This is a genomic window from Bacillus mycoides (genome assembly GCF_001757995.1).
Lineage (GTDB): Bacteria > Bacillota > Bacilli > Bacillales > Bacillaceae_G > Bacillus_A > Bacillus_A mycoides_B.
This window is the reverse complement of the sequence record NZ_LXLV01000062.1, coordinates 438,968-456,634: the sequence shown is the minus strand read 5'-3', so window position 1 is coordinate 456,634 and position 17,667 is coordinate 438,968. Positions and strand designations below refer to the sequence as shown.

Annotated in this window: 18 protein-coding genes, 1 riboswitch and 1 other annotated feature; of the genes, 11 read left to right on the top strand and 7 right to left on the bottom strand. The window is 36.2% G+C overall.

Features of this window, described 5'->3' with window-relative positions; genetic code table 11:
- Window positions 1-90: 90 nt before the first annotated feature.
- Both BWGOE10_RS20695 and BWGOE10_RS20690 read left to right on the top strand, forming a co-directional pair.
- Complete coding sequence (locus BWGOE10_RS20695) at window positions 91-642, top strand: DUF2062 domain-containing protein (protein ID WP_070144780.1); 552 nt, start codon at window positions 91-93, stop codon at window positions 640-642.
- Between the two features lie 58 nt (window positions 643-700).
- On the top strand, window positions 701-907 hold the full coding sequence (locus tag BWGOE10_RS20690) for a hypothetical protein (protein WP_070144779.1): 207 nt from the start codon (window positions 701-703) through the stop codon (window positions 905-907).
- A gap of 24 nt (window positions 908-931) precedes the next feature.
- Here the strand turns inward: BWGOE10_RS20690 and BWGOE10_RS20685 are convergent, their stop codons facing one another.
- The gene (locus tag BWGOE10_RS20685; protein WP_002088507.1) at window positions 932-1,378 is read right to left on the bottom strand and encodes a MarR family winged helix-turn-helix transcriptional regulator; all 447 of its coding nucleotides are present in this window, start codon (window positions 1,376-1,378) and stop codon (window positions 932-934) included.
- Between the two features lie 72 nt (window positions 1,379-1,450).
- A complete protein-coding gene (locus tag BWGOE10_RS20680) occupies window positions 1,451-2,230 on the bottom strand; it encodes a GDSL-type esterase/lipase family protein (protein ID WP_070144778.1) in 780 nt (259 codons plus the stop codon).
- A 272-nt stretch (window positions 2,231-2,502) separates the two neighbouring features.
- Here BWGOE10_RS20680 and cpdB point away from each other — a divergent pair, with 272 nt between their 5' ends.
- On the top strand, window positions 2,503-4,881 hold the full coding sequence (gene cpdB, locus BWGOE10_RS20675) for a bifunctional 2',3'-cyclic-nucleotide 2'-phosphodiesterase/3'-nucleotidase (protein ID WP_070144777.1): 2,379 nt from the start codon (window positions 2,503-2,505) through the stop codon (window positions 4,879-4,881).
- A 57-nt stretch (window positions 4,882-4,938) separates the two neighbouring features.
- Here cpdB and nhaC read toward each other — a convergent pair whose 3' ends face one another.
- Window positions 4,939-6,312 (bottom strand): Na+/H+ antiporter NhaC, encoded by a 1,374-nt coding sequence (nhaC, locus tag BWGOE10_RS20670; protein WP_070144776.1) that lies wholly within the window; start codon window positions 6,310-6,312, stop codon window positions 4,939-4,941.
- A 276-nt stretch (window positions 6,313-6,588) separates the two neighbouring features.
- Window positions 6,589-6,808, bottom strand: a binding site (T-box leader).
- Window positions 6,809-6,950: 142 nt separating this feature from the next.
- On the opposite strand from nhaC, the gene BWGOE10_RS20665 reads away from it, so the two are divergent.
- The 8 genes from BWGOE10_RS20665 (at window position 6,951) to BWGOE10_RS20630 (ending at window position 13,712) form a co-directional block, all read left to right on the top strand.
- The gene (locus tag BWGOE10_RS20665) at window positions 6,951-7,307 is read left to right on the top strand and encodes a hypothetical protein (RefSeq protein ID WP_070144797.1); all 357 of its coding nucleotides are present in this window, start codon (window positions 6,951-6,953) and stop codon (window positions 7,305-7,307) included.
- Window positions 7,308-7,384: 77 nt separating this feature from the next.
- Entirely contained in the window at window positions 7,385-8,818 is a 1,434-nt protein-coding gene (gene bioA, locus BWGOE10_RS20660; RefSeq protein WP_070144775.1) for an adenosylmethionine--8-amino-7-oxononanoate transaminase, read from the top strand.
- The gene (gene bioD, locus BWGOE10_RS20655) at window positions 8,818-9,546 is read left to right on the top strand and encodes a dethiobiotin synthase (protein WP_070144774.1); all 729 of its coding nucleotides are present in this window, start codon (window positions 8,818-8,820) and stop codon (window positions 9,544-9,546) included. Before bioA ends, bioD begins: the two co-directional genes overlap by 1 nt.
- Window positions 9,512-10,699 carry an 8-amino-7-oxononanoate synthase gene (bioF, locus tag BWGOE10_RS20650; protein ID WP_070144773.1) on the top strand — a complete coding sequence of 396 codons (1,188 nt, stop codon included), beginning with the start codon at window positions 9,512-9,514 and terminating at the stop codon, window positions 10,697-10,699. The genes bioD and bioF overlap by 35 nt, the downstream gene beginning before the upstream one ends.
- Window positions 10,696-11,436: an alpha/beta fold hydrolase gene (locus BWGOE10_RS20645; RefSeq protein ID WP_070144772.1), complete on the top strand. Its 741-nt coding sequence runs from the start codon at window positions 10,696-10,698 to the stop codon at window positions 11,434-11,436. The genes bioF and BWGOE10_RS20645 overlap by 4 nt, the downstream gene beginning before the upstream one ends.
- A complete protein-coding gene (gene bioC / locus BWGOE10_RS20640) occupies window positions 11,402-12,211 on the top strand; it encodes a malonyl-ACP O-methyltransferase BioC (protein WP_070144771.1) in 810 nt (269 codons plus the stop codon). The genes BWGOE10_RS20645 and bioC overlap by 35 nt, the downstream gene beginning before the upstream one ends.
- Window position 12,212: 1 nt before the next feature.
- Complete coding sequence (bioB, locus tag BWGOE10_RS20635; RefSeq protein WP_000815853.1) at window positions 12,213-13,211, top strand: biotin synthase; 999 nt, start codon at window positions 12,213-12,215, stop codon at window positions 13,209-13,211.
- Window positions 13,212-13,391: 180 nt separating this feature from the next.
- Window positions 13,392-13,712 (top strand): hypothetical protein, encoded by a 321-nt coding sequence (locus tag BWGOE10_RS20630; RefSeq protein WP_002111666.1) that lies wholly within the window; start codon window positions 13,392-13,394, stop codon window positions 13,710-13,712.
- Window positions 13,713-13,736: 24 nt separating this feature from the next.
- Here BWGOE10_RS20630 and ribH read toward each other — a convergent pair whose 3' ends face one another.
- The 4 genes from ribH to ribD are packed head-to-tail and all read right to left on the bottom strand — an operon-like array spanning window position 13,737 to window position 17,161.
- Window positions 13,737-14,198 (bottom strand): 6,7-dimethyl-8-ribityllumazine synthase, encoded by a 462-nt coding sequence (gene ribH, locus BWGOE10_RS20625; RefSeq protein WP_026590052.1) that lies wholly within the window; start codon window positions 14,196-14,198, stop codon window positions 13,737-13,739.
- 18 nt (window positions 14,199-14,216) lie between these two features.
- Complete coding sequence (gene ribBA, locus BWGOE10_RS20620) at window positions 14,217-15,410, bottom strand: bifunctional 3,4-dihydroxy-2-butanone 4-phosphate synthase/GTP cyclohydrolase II (RefSeq protein WP_070144770.1); 1,194 nt, start codon at window positions 15,408-15,410, stop codon at window positions 14,217-14,219.
- 12 nt (window positions 15,411-15,422) lie between these two features.
- Window positions 15,423-16,067 (bottom strand): riboflavin synthase, encoded by a 645-nt coding sequence (gene ribE / locus BWGOE10_RS20615; protein WP_002199422.1) that lies wholly within the window; start codon window positions 16,065-16,067, stop codon window positions 15,423-15,425.
- Window positions 16,049-17,161 carry a bifunctional diaminohydroxyphosphoribosylaminopyrimidine deaminase/5-amino-6-(5-phosphoribosylamino)uracil reductase RibD gene (gene ribD / locus BWGOE10_RS20610; RefSeq protein WP_070144769.1) on the bottom strand — a complete coding sequence of 371 codons (1,113 nt, stop codon included), beginning with the start codon at window positions 17,159-17,161 and terminating at the stop codon, window positions 16,049-16,051. The genes ribE and ribD overlap by 19 nt, the downstream gene beginning before the upstream one ends.
- A 309-nt stretch (window positions 17,162-17,470) precedes the next feature.
- Window positions 17,471-17,614: riboswitch (FMN riboswitch) on the bottom strand.
- Between the last annotated feature and the right edge of the window lie 53 nt (window positions 17,615-17,667).

The following is a 17,667-nucleotide window of genomic DNA, read 5'->3' as shown; positions in this document are numbered from 1 at the left end:
TCATTTATAATAAAAAGAGAAAACTAATTTTATTTTTCATATCATGTAAGGACATACTAGATAAAAAATATAGTTAAAGAGATGATGAATTTGAAAACAACTAAGAAAACATATTCGTTTTTTCAGCGAATGTGGAGAATATTAAAGTTTCAATATTTTAAGTTGCTTCGATCGCCAGAAGGAGCAAAGAAAGTGTCGTTAGGTTTTGCTATTGGATTTGGTTTAGAAATGTTGGTAATTTATACGGCATCGCTCGTATATTTAATATTTTATCCAATTGTCAGGTTAGCAAAGGGATCATTTCCAGCCGCAGTCATTGGTAATATTATTGGGAAAATATCGTTTCTCCCAGTATTTTTGTTTCCGTTTGCTTATGCGTTAGGGAAAACGATTTATCCATTTGATGTACAGAAAATACATCATAAACCATTTACGATATCAGATTTGTTTTCAAGCCATATTTTTACGATGTTAAAGAGCTTATTACAGAGTGAAGTATATGTATTAATTGGTATGACGATAATAGGAATTGTGTTTGGGGTAATTTCATACTTCGTTGTGCATTATTTATATGAAAAGAATCGTAAGTTACGTTTGAAGAAAAGAAAGAAACAAGTGAGAGAACCACTTGTGCAAATATAAAGAATGTCACATTCATTTTCTCCTTTGAATATGTTTAAGAAAAAGGGGGAGAGAATGAATGTATTATTATTACGTACCTCAAGTATACTCGTATCCAACATATTATCCGATACATGATATGCGAAGACAATTTGGAGTGTATCAGCAACCACAGCAAGTGCCGCAACTACAACAACCTGAGCAACAGGTTACTCAAGAGAAAAAACCGTATTTAATGACATGGCCGTATTCAAATGTATACTATGGTAATTATTACGAATCATAAAGCTGCTTCTATTTAGAAGCAGCTTTATGCGTTTGTTTTCAAAATTAAATTTTGAATGGTTTTAAGAGAATAAATGAGCTTTTCACGCTCTTCCTCAGATAATGTTTGAAAATTTTCTTTTAGTTTGCCTAAAATGAATTGCTGATACTGACTTACTAACATTTTCCCTTCAGTTGTTAGGGAAATTAAAATGACCCTTCGATCTTTTTCGCTATAATGACGCTCTATTAGTTCTTCTTGAATAAGTTTGTTTAATAGAGGGGTCATGTTAGGCCGTGAAATCGCTAGCCGCTTGCCAATTTCTGAAACTGCTAATGTACCATTTTCATGCAAAAGCAGTAACACCTGTGTATGTGATGGCGGCATATGTCTTTGAGAAGAAAACTCTCCAGGAAGCATAAATTTGCGATAAAAAAGAGGCACTAGCGAAAGAAGATGATCAACAATACGTTCCCACTCGCGTGATTCCATATAACGGCCCCCTTCCACTATCATTGTAACAAAAAAGACAAGGTATAAAAATAGAATTGTTTCATGGTAGCCTTAATATTTGTAGGATAACACTTGCTTTGTAAATGTATTGGCAATAATCGCATAACCGTTATCATTTGGGTGTACTTGGTCAAATAGTAAATCTTTTTTATCCTTCGATATTAATTTGCGAATTGGTAAAACAATCGACGGTTGATGTGCTTTTGAAATAGAATAAATAGAATCATTCCAACCATCTAAAAACATATCTGCATAACTTGAGATGGAGTCATCTAGTTGTAAAGGGTTATAGAGTTCAGATAGAATGAGTAAAGCATTCGGATTTTGATCTCGAACGGTCTTTACAATATTTTTTACATCCGTTTCAAAACGGGATTTTTCTTTATTTAACATTTTAATACCATCTATAACACCTACATCACGATTTAAGCGAAATAAATTGTTTCCTCCAATATTAATAGTAATTATATTTGCTTCCCTAATTTTTTGTTGAACTTCTTCTGACTGGACTTTTTTAACGAGACGATCTGTAGTGAGACCATTTACACCGAGGTTTTCTACCGTAATTGGCTTATGAATTTGTCCTTCTAGTTGTCTAGAGGCTAATTCGGCAAATCCCCCTTGTGTTGAGCCATATCCTTTTGCAAGTGAATCACCTAATACGAGGTGATAAAAAGAGTCATTCGTTTGTTTATCAATCCAATTTGGGGCAGATGTTTTTTCTGTTTTTCCTTCATTTTCTTTTTGTTTTGTCTCATCGTTCTTTTCAAAATTAGAATAAGAAATGATTAGAAGGAGGAGACAAACAATTGTTAAGATGACTTTTTTCATAAATTCATCCTCCTTGTAATTGGTAATTGTATCATATTCAGCAGTATAAGCAATGTAAGGGCATATTATATGTTTATGAAAACTTTACAATAACTTTACAGAAAATTTGTAGAAGTGTGTCAAAAAATATTGACGGTATGAAAGTACTTTAGATATGATAATGTCAGATAAAGTGAAAATCATCGCCCTAATAGAAGAAAAAAGGTATGTGGTTAGGGACTGATAGAGATTCACTTCATTATTTTGGGGTAATCGTATAAGGGGGATTTTTTGTGAAAAAGTCAAAAAAAATGCTAGCTGGAGCAACACTTGCTATTGGCGTTATAGCACCGCAAGTGTTGCCGACAACAGCTCATGCAGAGGAAAAAGCTGGGGAGAGTACAGTTAACTTACGAATTTTAGAAACATCAGATATTCACGTTAACTTAATGAATTACGATTATTATCAAACGAAAACAGATAATAAAGTAGGTCTCGTGCAAACTGCAACACTTGTTAATAAAGCACGTGAAGAAGCGAAGAACTCTGTCCTATTTGATGATGGGGATGCATTACAAGGGACACCGCTTGGAGATTATGTAGCGAATAAAATAAATGATCCGAAGAAGCCTGTGGATCCTAGTTATACACATCCATTATATCGTTTAATGAATTTAATGAAGTATGACGTCATCTCTCTTGGGAATCATGAATTTAACTACGGTTTAGATTATTTAAACAAAGTGATTAGTAAAACAGAGTTCCCGGTTATTAACTCGAATGTCTATAAAGACGATAAAGATAATAATGAAGAGAACGACCAAAACTACTTTAAACCATATCATATTCTTGAAAAAGAAGTAGAAGATGAATCAGGTCAAAAACAAAAGGTGAAAATTGGTGTAATGGGATTTGTTCCACCTCAAGTTATGAACTGGGATAAAGCAAATTTAGAAGGAAAAGTCATAGCGAAAGATATTGTTGATACAGCGAAAAAGTTAGTTCCAGAAATGAAGGCACAAGGTGCGGATGTTATTGTTGCACTAGCTCATTCAGGTGTCGATAAGAGCGGCCGTACCCCAAAAATGGAAAACGCATCATATTATTTAACAGAAGTTCCTGGTGTTGATGCAGTATTAATGGGACATTCACATACTGAAGTGAAGGATGTATTTAATGGTGTTCCAGTTGTAATGCCTGGTGTTTTTGGCAGTAATTTAGGTATTATTGATATGCAATTGAAAAAGGTAAACGGAAAATGGGAAGTACAAAAAGAGCAATCGAAGCCACAACTTCGTCCGATTGCTGATAGTAAAGGAAACCCATTAGTACAATCAGATCAAAAACTAGTTAATGAAATTAAAGATGATCATGAAGCGACAATTGATTATGTGAATACACCTGTAGGTAAAACGACAGCACCAATTAATAGTTATTTTTCATTAGTACAAGATGATCCTTCTGTACAACTAGTGACAAATGCACAAAAATGGTATGTAGAAAAGTTATTTGCTGAAAATGGACAATATAGTAAATATAAAGGAATTCCAGTTTTATCTGCAGGGGCGCCATTTAAAGCGGGTGGCCGAAACGGTGCTACATATTATACTGATATTCCAGCTGGAACGTTAGCAATTAAAAACGTAGCGGATTTATATGTATATCCAAATACATTATATGCTGTGAAAGTAAACGGGGCACAAGTGAAAGAATGGCTTGAAATGTCTGCTGGTCAGTTTAATCAAATTGATCCAAAGAAAACAGAAGAGCAGCCACTAGTAAATATAGGTTATCCTACATATAATTTTGATATTTTAGATGGCTTAAAATATGAAATTGACGTAACGCAGCCAACGAAATACGATAAAGATGGAAAAGTTGTAAATGCAAATACGAATCGTATTATAAATATGACATATGAAGGTAAGCCAGTAGCTGACAATCAAGAGTTCATTGTAGCTACAAATAACTATCGTGGAAGTAGCCAAACGTTCCCTGGTGTAAGTAAAGGGGAGGTTGTATACCAATCGCAAGATGAAACGCGTCAAATCATTGTGAAATATATGCAAGAAACACCGGTTATTGATCCAGCAGCTGATCAAAATTGGGCATTTAAACCGATTGTTGCAGATAAATTAAATACAACATTTGATTCTTCACCAAATGCACAAAAGTATATAAAGAAAGATGGAAAAATCTCATACGTTGGACCATCTGAAAATGAATTTGCTAAATATGCAATTGATATAACGAAGAAGAACGACGGTGATAAGGAAACTGGTGGAGAGAATCCAACGATACCACCAACAGGTGATGGCAATAATGGAGAGAATCCAACGACACCGCCAACAGGTGATGGCAATAATGGAGAGAATCCAACGACACCACCAACAGGTGATGGCAATAATGGAGAGAATCCAACGACACCACCAACAGATGAAGGTAATAATGGAAATGAACCAAAACAAGATGGAAACAACGCAGGATCTGGACAAACTACAACGGATAATCAAAATTCAAAAGAAACTGTAAGTGAAAATAAAGAAGCTGATAAAGAGGAACGTGATTTACCGAAAACAGGTGCAAGTGTTGCTTCTACAATTGGAGCGGGTCTTGCGTTTGTTGGAGCGGGATTACTTATGTTATTTAGAAGAAAGAAAGCAAATAGATAGTAAAGCATTGTATGAAAAAAGGATTACCAATTATGGTAATCCTTTTTTATGTGTATATTATGAAACTGGTACTGCTTTTTCTTTCTTCCATGAAAGGCCAAATCCAGTAAAACCAACAATAATTGTTAAGACTGGACAAGCTAAACAGAAGATTGCGTATGGAACATAATCGATTGTTGGAACGCTAAGGACGTTTGTTAAGAATACGCCGCTTACACCCCATGGTACGAGCGGATTAATTACTGTACCAGCGTCTTCTAATACTCGTGATAAATTACGACGTTCTAAACCGACTTCATCGTATTTGTTAGCGAATGCTTGTCCTGTTAAAACGATTGATAAGTATTGTTCGCCAAGTAAGAAGTTTACACCAATTGCAGTTGAAGCAGTAGAAATAATTAAGCGTGTACTATTTTTTACGAAGCTAGAGATGATATTCATCAGCTGCGTGATAATGCCCATTCCTTGTAGTAATCCCCCCATACAAAGAGCGAGGAAAATAAGAGCAATTGACATCATCATACTTTGTAAACCACCGCGAGATAATAAGCTATCAATATCTTTTATACCAGTTTTAGAAACGTAACCGTCTTGCATAATTTTCATTAAATCAGCTAAAGAAGTACTAGGTTTAAAAATAAATAGAATGATGATCCCTACTACGATTCCTGCAAGTAATGTTGGAACTGCGGGTACTTTCTTAAATGCGAATAGGAACAGTAATAAAATCGGAATAAGTGTAACGATAGAAATCGTTGCGTTTTTTTCTAACGTACTAATAAAGTTTGTGAAATCAACGTCTCCTCTAGTGCCGCTTCCTAAAATGAAAAATGCGATAAAAGCAATAATGAAAGCAGGGACTGTTGTCCAAAGCATGTTGCGAATATGTTCAAATAAATCTACACCAGTTACAGCTGGAGCTAAGTTTGTTGTATCAGATAAAGGAGACATTTTATCCCCAAAGAATGCACCAGAAATAATTGCACCAGCAATAAGAGCTGGATCGTACCCGAGAGCACTACCCATTCCCATAAAGGCAAGCCCTACTGTTGCTGCAGTTGTAAATGCACTACCGATACTTGTTCCAACAATTGCACAAACAACAAAAACAGTAGGAACGAAAATTTTTGGAGATACAAGTTGGAATCCGTATACCATTAAAGTTGGAATTGTTCCAGCTGCGATCCAAACACTGATTAATACGCCTACAAGTAAGAAAATAAATATAGATGGAATACCAGCTGAAATACTACTTATCATCCCTTTTTCCATAGTAGACCAAGAGATTTTTTTCATAAATCCAAACGCTAATAATATAACGATACCGAATAAAATTGGGATATGCGGTGAAACTTCTAATTTAATAACACTAAAACCAATGCAGAAAAAGATGAAAATTGTTAAAAGAACAGATTCAATTTTTGAAACCATTGTTTTTCCCTCCTAATTAATCGAAAATAGCCTTTTTTATATAAAATTCGCCAATATTATATATTCCCTTCTAAAATTTAGAATTTTGTGACAAATCACCGGTAAATGTTGACACTTCTATATGATACGGAAATGATTGGATAAAAAAACGCCCCTGCATATAATTATGCAGGGACGAAGAAATCGCGGTACCACCCTAGCTTGTGAAAGGAATGTATCACAAAATAAAGGGTCATATGATATGCGCTAATAAAATAAAAACGCCCCTGCAATATATGCAGGGACGAAAAATTCGCGGTACCACCCTAAATTGTGAAACAGTGTCGTTTCACCACTCTTTAGACATAACGGTCTAAACCGTCTTTCACTACTCCTCACGTTTCGTAAAAGAAGCTCCAGGGGGTAATTCATAAATCGCTCTGTACTGGTTCGCACCGACCACCAGCTCTCTGAAATCAGAAATCGAAATACTACTAAATCCTATCAACGCCGATTCATATGATGTTAGTTAAATTTTTATCATATATTCATCATACATGTCAATAAAAATGTTTAATATTTTTATAGGGAAATAAAGGAGAAATGTTTTTAATACTGTGAAAATGTGCGTTATAATGAATTTGAAAGGGGAGGAAAGAGTGAAGAAAAAAATAATTCTTTTTACCACCTTACTAGTCGTTGGCGGAAGTGCTGGAATTTACACAGCTTTTGCAGCTGAATCAGAGCAGTCGAAACAAAAGCAAATACAGCAGTCAGAAGTGAAGAAAGTGAAAGAAACTGAAGAGAAGAAATCGATGGCAAAAACAGCTGCGAAACTAGGAGTTTCTACTGAGGGGAAAACAAAAGAAGAGATTACGAAAGAAGTAGATACCGCTAGGTTTGAGCAGCGCCATGATTTATTAATTGAACATGCTAAGCAACTTGGAATTGATACAGAAGGAAAAAAAGATGAAGAGATTATTTTAGAAATTGGAAAGATACAACATGGAAAGTAGAACAACTTATCGTATGATAAGTTGTTCTTTTTTAAGAACTATTTGATTTAAAAATAATTGACAGTCATTTATTTTTAATGTTAACTATATTTATAAACAAGTTAACATTAGGGGTGACAATTGTGGCTGTTAATAGTAACACGAGTGAAAAATCGTCTTATACATATGAAGAATTATCGAAGAAGAATAAAGATTATGTATGGCACCCATTTACACAAATGAAAGATTATCTAGAAGAAGATCCTGTCATTATTGAACGTGGAGAGGGAAGAAAGCTATACGATGTAAATGGAAATGAATATTGGGACGGTGTTTCGTCTATTTGGTTAAATGTTCATGGGCATCAAGTACCGGAACTAGATGAGGCAATTCGTGAGCAATTAAATAAAATTGCCCATTCTACTATGTTAGGACTTGCTAACGTTCCATCTATTTTATTAGCAGAGAAAATAATTGAGGTTGTACCAGAAGGCTTGAAGAAAGTATTTTATTCAGATTCTGGTTCTACCGCTGTTGAAATTGCAATTAAGATGGCTTTTCAATATTGGCAGCATAAAGGAAAACCGAAAAAACAAAGATTTGTTACATTAAAAGAAGCATATCACGGTGATACAATAGGTGCTGTTTCAGTAGGAGCAATAGACTTGTTTCACCAAGTGTATAGTTCACTATTATTTGAGGCAATTAAAATGCCATATCCATATACATATCGTTCTCCTTATGGAGATAATAAGGAACAAATTGTAAAGAAACATTTAGAGGAAATGGAAGAATTGCTGAAAGAAAAACATGAAGAAGTAGCAGCTATCATTGTGGAGCCATTAATGCAAGGTGCTGGCGGGATGATTACAATGCCAAAAGGATACTTAAAAGGGCTTCGCGATTTATGTACAAAATACAATATATTATTTATTACAGATGAGGTAGCAACTGGATTTGGGCGTACCGGGAAAATGTTTGCATGTGAACACGAGGATGTGACGCCAGATATTTTAACTGCGGGAAAAGGCTTAACAGGTGGTTATTTACCGGTGGCAATTACGGTAGCGACAGATGAAATTTATAATGCCTTTTTAGGAGACTATGAAGAACAAAAAACATTTTTCCATGGTCATAGTTATACAGGGAATCCGTTAGGGTGTGCCGTAGCAATTGCAAATTTAGAACTATATGAAAAAACTAATTTAATAGAAGATGTTGCGCATAAAACAGAATATGTAGCAACACAATTAGAAGCTCTTAATAAATATAAGCACGTAGGAGATATTCGTCAGTGTGGGCTAATGGTTGGTATTGAACTTGTAAAAAACAAGGGAACGAAAGAATCGTTTGAATGGACAGAAAGAGTCGGCGTTCAAGTGTGTAAACGCTCAAGAGAGTTAGGCATGATTTTACGTCCACTCGGTAACACTATTGTATTTATGCCTCCTCTTGCATCTACAATGGCTGAGATTGATGAGATGTTACGCATTTTATATAAAGCAATCTTCGATGTTACGGAGGGAGAGTAATGAGTGGTTTCTTTATAACAGCAACGGATACAGAAGTTGGCAAAACGGTAGTGACAGGAGCATTGGCAGGTATATTTCGAGAGCGTGGACATAATGTTGGTGTATATAAACCATTGCAAAGTGGTCATGTTGCCTCAAATCCAGAAGGAGATGCAGCAAGACTAAAAGCGTTCTCGGATGTACCGACAAAAGAAGATAAAATTTGTCCTTATTCCATTGAAGAACCACTTGCTCCGAGACTTGCTATGAAAAAAGCTGGAAGGACAGTAACGTTAAAAGAAATTACTGATCACTATAAGGAACTACTAAAAGAGTTTAATAGCCTATTTGTAGAAGGTGCTGGTGGGCTTGCCGTCCCGTATACAGAAGACTCTTTAGTAATTGATTTCGCAAAAGAATTAAAGCTCCCTCTTATTGTAGTAGCGCGTCCTACACTTGGGACAGTTAATCATACTGTTTTAACAATTTCTTATGCGAAGGCACATGGTTTAACAGTAGCAGGTGTAATTTTATCTGGTTGTAAAGAATGTGAAAAAGAAAGAGTGCAAGAAAATAAAATAATGATTGAGGAGTTAAGTGGAGTGCCGGTTTTAGGGTTATTACCATTCCTTGAAGGAGAGTTTACAAAGGAAGAATTATTAGAATCGGCAAAAGAGCATATTATGATTTCAAAATTAGAGGAGCTCATCCAAAATGAATCAAACGTGGCGCGCGCATCTTCAATCTAAAGTAGAACAATTAAAGGAGCAAGGGCAGTATCGTAATTTACATGTAACAGAGCGATCCGAAGAGACATGGCTTATTCGAAATAAGAAAAGGATGCTAAATTTAGCATCGAATAATTATTTAGGATTAGCTGGAGATGAAAGGTTGAAAGAAGCTGCTATTGCCTGCACAAGAAAATATGGAACTGGAGCGACAGCATCTCGTCTCGTTGTAGGAAATTATCCACTGTATGAAGAGGTTGAGAGAAGTATATGCGATTGGAAAGGCACTGAAAAAGCTTTAATTGTAAATAGTGGATATACCGCGAATGTTGGGGCGATTTCTTCGTTAGTTGGTCGCCACGATATTGTTTTTAGTGACAAATTAAATCATGCAAGTATCGTTGATGGAATCGTATTAAGCGGAGCAGAGCATAAAAGATATCGTCATAATGATTTGGATCATTTAGAGAAGCTATTGAAAATGGCATCACCTGAAAAGAGAAAATTAATCGTAACAGATACGATTTTTAGTATGGATGGAGATATTGCATATTTGAGAGGCTTAGTTCAGCTTAAAGAGAAATACGGGGCAATCATTATAGTTGATGAAGCACATGCAAGTGGAATATATGGAATCGGTGGAGCTGGATTATCTCATATAGAAAAAGATATTGCTCAAAAAATTGATATACATATGGGGACGTTTAGTAAGGCTTTAGGGTGTTATGGTGCGTATTTAACGGGTAATTCCATTTATATAGAGTATTTACAAAATATGATGAGAAGCTTGATTTTTACTACAGCTTTACCACCAGGAACATTAGGGGCGATACGAAAAGCAATTGAAATTGTGAAAGAAGATAACGAAAGAAGAGAGCGACTTATAGAGAATGGTACATATTTCAGGACGCATTTACAAGAAGCTGGTTTTGATATTGGGAATAGCTCAACTCATATTGTACCGATTGTAGTTGGGTCAAATGAAAATACTTTACGGTTTAGTGAAAGGTTACAAGAGGTAGGTATCGCAGCCATTGCAATTCGCCCACCAACTGTTCCGGTTGGTAGTTCCCGAATTCGCTTTGCAGTTACGTCACAACATACGAGAGCCGATTTAAAGTGGGCAACGCAGCATATTATTCGCATTGGTAAAGAAGAGGGGTTTTTAGTATGAAAGAGCTGAAGATTATTTTTATTCCTGGATGGGGAATGGAAGAAGATGTTTGGACTTTAGTTCTGCCGTATTTTAAAGGATATTCTGTTCAATGTGTAGAGTGGCGTAATGTGAAAGAAAGTAGTGAATTTGCGGGGCGCATCATAGATGCAGCAAATGATGAAAATGTGATTTTAGTTGGGTGGTCATTAGGAGCGCTAGCGGCTATCCAATCTTATAAAAAGATTAAGGCAAAAGGTATAGTTTTAATAGGTGGCACTGCTAAATTTACCAATACAAGTGACTATACAAGTGGGTGGAATTCTTTACATGTAGAACGTATGAAAAAGAATTTAACGAGAAAGAAAGAAGATACTTTGAAGCGTTTCTATGAAAATATGTTTACAAAAAATGAGCTGAAGGAGAATACGAGTTTTGAAGAGATTGCGCTGAATTTTAAAGGAGACTCGATTCAGTCTTTACAATTAGGCTTAGATTATTTAATAGAAACAGATATGAGAAACGAATTAACAGATGTCAAAGTCCCGTTGTTACTTCTTCATGGAGAACAGGATGTGATATGTCCATTATCCGCAGCTCATAGTATGACAGAGAATACGAATGCTAAGCTAAAAGTAGTAAGCGAGGCAGGGCATGCATTATGCGTAACGAATTTTGAATATTGCGCAAATGAAATTATTCAATTTGTAGAGGGGATACGACATGATCAACAAAACGTTACTGCAAAAACGGTTTAACGGGGCGGCGGTATCTTACGATCAATATGCAAACGTACAAAAAAAGATGGCACATTCGTTACTTCCTACATTGAAGGAACGGTATAGTGAAGCATCATCGATACGTATTTTAGAACTTGGATGCGGAACTGGATATGTAACAGAGCAATTATCAAATTTATTTCCGAAAGCGCATATTACAGCCATTGATTTTGCTAATGAGATGATTGCAGTCGCGAAAACTAGAAATAATGTGGAAAATGTGATGTTCCGATGTGAAGATATTGAACAATTAAAATTAGAAGATTCATATGATGTCATTATTTCAAATGCTACATTTCAATGGCTAAATGATTTAAAAGCGACAGTGAAAAATTTATTTAACCATTTGTCTGAAGAGGGAATATTATTATTTTCAACGTTTGGTAATGCAACTTTTCAAGAATTACATACGTCTTTCCAACGTGCTAAGAAAGAAAAGGGGATACACAATTGTACTTCAATTGGACAACGCTTCGTTTCGAAAGAACAATTAGTAAATATATGCAAAAATCCATTAGGAGATGTATATGTTTCTGAAACATGTTACATAGAAAGATTTGCAGAAGTTAGGGAATTCCTACATTCTATTCGAAAAGTAGGAGCGACCAATAGTAATGAAGAGTCTTATTGTCAAAGCCCTTCACTCTTTCGTACGATGCTTCGTATATACGAAAGAGACTTCACGGAAAAAGAAGGGATAGTAGCAACATATCATGCTTTATTTACGTATATAACAAAAGAGGGGAAGAGATGAAATGAAACAAGTGCAAACAAAAAGGGATTGGAAAAAACTTGCATACGACGTAGTAGAAGAGAAAATGATTACGAAAGAAGATGCAATTGCAATATTAGAAGCTGATGATACAGAGGTTTTAGAAATTATGAATGCAGCTTACATCATTCGCCATCATCATTTTGGTAAGAAAGTAAAGTTGAACATGATTATAAATACGAAATCTGGATTATGTCCTGAAGATTGCGGGTATTGTTCACAGTCTATTATTTCAGAAGCACCGATTGATAAGTATGCATGGTTGACACAAGAGAAAATTGTTGAAGGAGCGCACGAAGCAATTCGTCGTAAAGCAGGTACATATTGTATTGTTGCATCTGGTCGTCGTCCAACGGATAAAGAAGTAAATCACGTTATTGGAGCAGTTAAGGAAATTCGTGAAACGACAGATTTAAAAATTTGCTGTTGTTTAGGATTTTTAAATGAAGATCAAGCAGGTCAGTTAGCAGAAGCTGGTGTGCATCGTTATAACCACAATTTAAATACGCATGCCAACAATTATGATAGCATTTGTTCAACGCATACGTATGACGATCGTGTTGATACAGTCCAAAAAGCGAAGCAAGCCGGTATTTCGCCATGCTCTGGGGCAATTTTCGGAATGGGAGAAACGATTGAGCAGCGTGCTGAAATTGCATTTGAATTACAACGTTTAGATGCGGATTCTATTCCATGTAATTTCCTTGTTGCTGTAAAGGGTACTCCGCTTGAAGGGCAAAAAGAATTAACACCTGTAGAATGTTTAAAAGTGCTGGCGATGATGCGTTTTGTAAATCCAACAAAAGAAATTCGTATTTCAGGAGGCCGAGAACTTAATTTACGTTCTGTACAGCCACTTGGTTTATTTGCAGCAAACTCTATCTTTGTCGGGGACTATTTAACAACAGCTGGACAAGAGCCGACTGCGGACTGGGGTATGATTGAAGATTTAGGATTTGAGATTGAAGAATGTGCACTATAAGATAGATGAAAAGCAAACTCTTTAAAGGGTTTGCTTTTTTTGTAAATAAAATGTAATAAAAGTCCATTAACGCTTGATAGTAGTCGCTTTTGGACGAGAAAATAATTTTTGTGGACGAATTTTCCAAGCTCTAATTGTACATAGTAAAAATGTAATTTATATCGGGTTGGAGGATTTTACATGTACAAATACATATTAGCCATTATGACTTGTCTGATTTTAATAAAAGCGATAAGTGCTGATCCAGTTAAAGCGGCTGAAAATCCTGAACAAAAAGAAATGCAACAAAGAATTGAACAGCATTTTCGAACGAAAGCTGAACATTTTGGACTTGAAACAGAAGGAAAAGATTTAAAAGAAGTGAGGAAGGAAATTTCTATTATAGAAGAAGCGAAAAAGAGAGAAAATGTGTGGAGAACAGCACAAACTCTTCGTATAAAAACAGAAGGAAAAACGATGGATGAATTAATAGAAGATGTAAGAAAAAAGGTGAGAAAATAAAAAAGAGGCCGCAGCCTCTTTTTTTTAAGCCCATTGTTTTGATAAATGAGCCATTTCGATCGCAGCAACTGCTGATTCATAGCCTTTATTGCCAGCTTTTGTACCTGCACGTTCAATCGCTTGTTCAATTGTTTCTGTCGTTAATACACCGAAAATAACTGGAATGTCTGTTTGTAGTGATAAAGAGGCAACACCTTTTGCTACTTCATTACAAACGTAATCGTAATGCGTTGTAGCACCACGAATTACTGTACCTAATGTAATAACAGCATCATATTTTCCGCTACCAGCCATCTTTTTAGCGATTAAAGGAATTTCAAATGCACCAGGAACCCATGCAACATCAATATCATTTTCTTCTACACCGTGACGCTTTAATCCATCTAAAGCTCCGCCAAGTAACTTACTTGTAATAAACTCATTAAAACGTCCAACAACAACCCCAACTTTTAATCCTGTACCAACTAAATGACCTTCGAATACCATAATTTATCTCTCCCTTAATTATAAGTTTAGTAAATGTCCTAATTTGCTTACTTTCGTTTGTAAATACGTTTTATTTTCTTCTTTTGTTGGCATTTGCAACGGTACACGCTCGGTTACTTCTAAATCGTAACCTTGTAAGCCAGCAATTTTTCGCGGGTTATTCGTTAATAATCGTAAACTTTGTAAGCCTAAATCTTTTAAAATTTGAGCGCCAATACCGTAATCACGAAGATCAGCTGGGAACCCAAGTTTTTCATTTGCTTCTACAGTATCTAACCCTTCTTCCTGTAACTTATAAGCGCGAAGCTTATTAAGGAGGCCAATGCCTCGTCCTTCTTGTCTCATATAGAGAAGAACGCCTTTTCCTTCACGCTCAATTTGAGCAAGTGCAGCATGTAGCTGTGGTCCGCAATCACAGCGGCACGAACCAAATACATCTCCTGTTAAGCATTCTGAATGAACGCGTACAAGTACAGGTTCGCCTGTTGAAATATCACCTTTTACGAGCGCGATATGTTCTTTCATATCTAATGAGTTAGAATAGCCAATTGCATGAAAAGTACCGAAATCTGTAGGTAATGTAATTTCCACTTCCCTCGTCACAAGTGTTTCGTGATGGCGGCGATAAGCAATTAAATCTTCAATTGTAATCATTTTTATATCAAATTGTTTTGCACACTCTAGTAAATCAGGTACACGTGCCATCGTCCCATCTTCATTTATAATCTCGCAAATGACGCCAGCTGGCTCTGCTCCGCAAAGTTTTGCTAAATCAACAGCAGCTTCTGTATGACCTGCGCGGCGAAGGACGCCACCTTCTTTCGCAATTAATGGAAAGATATGTCCAGGGCGGTTAAAATCAGTTCCTTTAGATGCGGGATTCAATAATTCCTGTATTGTTGTAGCGCGCTCATGAGCACTAATGCCTGTTGTTGTAGAAACGTGATCGATGCTTACTGTAAAAGCAGTATGATGTGAATCTGTATTATGAGAAACCATTGGTTCTAACTGTAGACGTTCTGCGTATTGCTCCGTAATCGGTACGCAAACGAGACCGCGACCGTGTGTAATCATAAAATTAATCGTTTCTGGTGTAATGTACTCTGCTAAAGCAATAAAATCGCCTTCATTTTCTCGGTTTTCATCATCACATACGATAACGACTTTTCCTTGTTTTAAATCTTCTAGAGCTTCTTCAATACGATGAAACATTGTGCTTCCCCCTTATAGAAATCCGTTTTCTTGTAAAAAGCTTTCGGTCATTGAATCTGTTCTTTTTGCGGGCTTTGAAATAAAGCGTTCAATATATTTTCCAATCATGTCACACTCAATGTTTACGATGTCCCCGGCTTTTTTTTCTCCGATTATAGACTCGCTTACTGTGTGGGGGATGAGTGAAATTGTAATTGAAGATTCGTCTATATCAAATATTGTTAAACTAGTGCCATCAATAGCCACGGATCCTTTATGCAAACAATAGCGTAGTAATTCATCAGAAATTGCTATTTTGTAATAGATGGCATTGTAATGCTGTTTTTTAGTTAAAATCGTACCGATGCCATCGATATGTCCGGTGACGAAATGTCCACCGAATCGTCCGTTCGCAGCCATTGCCCGTTCTAAATTCACTTTGGCACTTGGCTTTAGCATACGAAGTGATGTTGCTTTCATTGTTTCAGGCATTGCATCAACAGTGAATGAAGTAGTCGTAAAAGTAGTTACTGTTAAGCAAATGCCGTTAACTGCGATACTATCACCGAGCTTAACATCCGATAAAATTTGATTTGCGCTAATAGTTAGCTTCATTGCTTCACCACTTTGAGTCATGCTTGATATCGTTCCTAACTCTTCTACAATTCCTGTAAACATTCTGTCACCTCGCTTTTTAAGGTTGCAACAATTTTTATATCATTACCAATTTGTTTCATCTCTTGAATTGTTAAGGAAAGTGCATCTTGTAACTTCGAAAAACCAGCTCCGCCAAATAAGGTGGGTGCATCTTTTCCACCAATTAATTTCGGGCTTATATAGGTCACAATTTCATTAAAACTATTTGTTTTTAAGAAGTTTGCATGTACCGTTTGACCACCTTCAACGAACAGAGAAAGAGTTTGTTTCTCCCCGAGTAGGGACAGGACATCTTGTATTTCAATTTGCTTCGTTTTCATTTGGAATACAGCTATATTGTTAGATTCATAAGACGCTATTTTCTCTTTATTTACATTTTTACCGACAATAATCCATGTCGGAGCTAAGCCATCTGTTATGACATGAGAAGATGGCGGCGTTCGTAAGTGGGTATCTAAAATAACGCGTATAGGATGTTTACCTCCGTTTGGAATTCGTGTTGTTAAGTGTGGATTATCAGTTATAACTGTATTCACACCGACAAGGATAGCGTCATGAATATGACGATATTGGTGAACATCAGCTCGCGCTTCTTCACTTGTAATCCACTTACTTTCCCCCGTTACAGTCGCTGTTTTTCCATCTAAGCTCATTGCTGTTTTTATTGTTACAAATGGACGTTTCGTTTTCATATAGTGAAAAAAGTATCGATTTAATAAAGTTGCTTCCGCTTCAAGAACACCAGTAGTCACCTTGATTCCAGCTTCCTCTAATCTCCTTTTTCCATTACCAGAAACGAGTGGATTACAATCAAGGGTGGCAATTACAACACGCTGAACTCCCTTTTCAATGAGTAATTCACAGCAAGGCGGTGTTTTTCCAAAATGGCTACACGGTTCAAGTGTTACATAAACGGTAGCACCTTTTGCTCTTTTGCCAGCCATGTGAAGAGCATGAACTTCAGCATGTTCTTCACCAGCACGCATGTGGGCACCCATTCCGACAATGTTGCCATCTTTTACAACAACGGCACCAACCATAGGATTTGGACTCGTTTGTCCAGTTGTACCTTGTGCTAACTGCAAGGCAATCCTCATATATTCTTGATCTGTCATTCTCTTCACCTCCCCTGAAAAAATCAAAAAACCCCAAGGATATAGAATCCTTGGGGTTTGGGAGACGTGATTTCTAGAAATATAGTTCGAATACGAAAGTATAGGAAAGAAACCTAACGATGACTGATATTTTGGCATAAGGAAAAAACCTAGCAAAATATCAAATTCTTTCAACGCTAGTCGTATCCTTTTATTTCAGTATAGAAACATAAGTATACAAAATAAAACATATATAAAGATTCAAAATGAAACTTTAAAAATATGCATACTGAAATAAAAGTGTATTCGCTATATAAAATTACTAGAAAACATATCCTTCTCCCATCCAGACTATACTGTCGGCCCTAGAGTTTCACTAGATCCACCGTTTTCGAGTTGAAAACGGGTCACGGACTTAGAAGCTTTCGCTTCATCACCGCCGGTTGGGAATTTCACCCGACCCCGAAGGATGTTGTTTGCTCACATTATAGCACAAAAAAGAAAAAAGCAAAGTGAAAAATATTCGA

Excerpts from the sequence above, each read along its gene's own strand:
- BWGOE10_RS20680 (WP_070144778.1), bottom strand. The coding sequence starts at position 2,230 with ATGAAAAAAGTCATCTTAACAATTGTTTGTCTCCTCCTTCTAATCATT.
- ribBA (WP_070144770.1), bottom strand. The coding sequence starts at position 15,410 with ATGTTTCATCGTATTGAAGAAGCTCTAGAAGATTTAAAACAAGGAAAA.
- BWGOE10_RS20685 (WP_002088507.1), bottom strand. The coding sequence starts at position 1,378 with ATGGAATCACGCGAGTGGGAACGTATTGTTGATCATCTTCTTTCGCTA.
- bioD (WP_070144774.1), top strand. The coding sequence starts at position 8,818 with ATGAGTGGTTTCTTTATAACAGCAACGGATACAGAAGTTGGCAAAACG.
- bioB (WP_000815853.1), top strand. The coding sequence starts at position 12,213 with ATGAAACAAGTGCAAACAAAAAGGGATTGGAAAAAACTTGCATACGAC.
- ribD (WP_070144769.1), bottom strand. The coding sequence starts at position 17,161 with ATGACAGATCAAGAATATATGAGGATTGCCTTGCAGTTAGCACAAGGT.
- bioA (WP_070144775.1), top strand. The coding sequence starts at position 7,385 with ATGTTAACTATATTTATAAACAAGTTAACATTAGGGGTGACAATTGTG.
- BWGOE10_RS20630 (WP_002111666.1), top strand. The coding sequence starts at position 13,392 with ATGTACAAATACATATTAGCCATTATGACTTGTCTGATTTTAATAAAA.
- BWGOE10_RS20645 (WP_070144772.1), top strand. The coding sequence starts at position 10,696 with ATGAAAGAGCTGAAGATTATTTTTATTCCTGGATGGGGAATGGAAGAA.
- nhaC (WP_070144776.1), bottom strand. The coding sequence starts at position 6,312 with ATGGTTTCAAAAATTGAATCTGTTCTTTTAACAATTTTCATCTTTTTC.
- bioF (WP_070144773.1), top strand. The coding sequence starts at position 9,512 with ATGAATCAAACGTGGCGCGCGCATCTTCAATCTAAAGTAGAACAATTA.
- ribH (WP_026590052.1), bottom strand. The coding sequence starts at position 14,198 with ATGGTATTCGAAGGTCATTTAGTTGGTACAGGATTAAAAGTTGGGGTT.
- BWGOE10_RS20690 (WP_070144779.1), top strand. The coding sequence starts at position 701 with ATGTATTATTATTACGTACCTCAAGTATACTCGTATCCAACATATTAT.
- ribE (WP_002199422.1), bottom strand. The coding sequence starts at position 16,067 with ATGTTTACAGGAATTGTAGAAGAGTTAGGAACGATATCAAGCATGACT.
- bioC (WP_070144771.1), top strand. The coding sequence starts at position 11,402 with ATGATCAACAAAACGTTACTGCAAAAACGGTTTAACGGGGCGGCGGTA.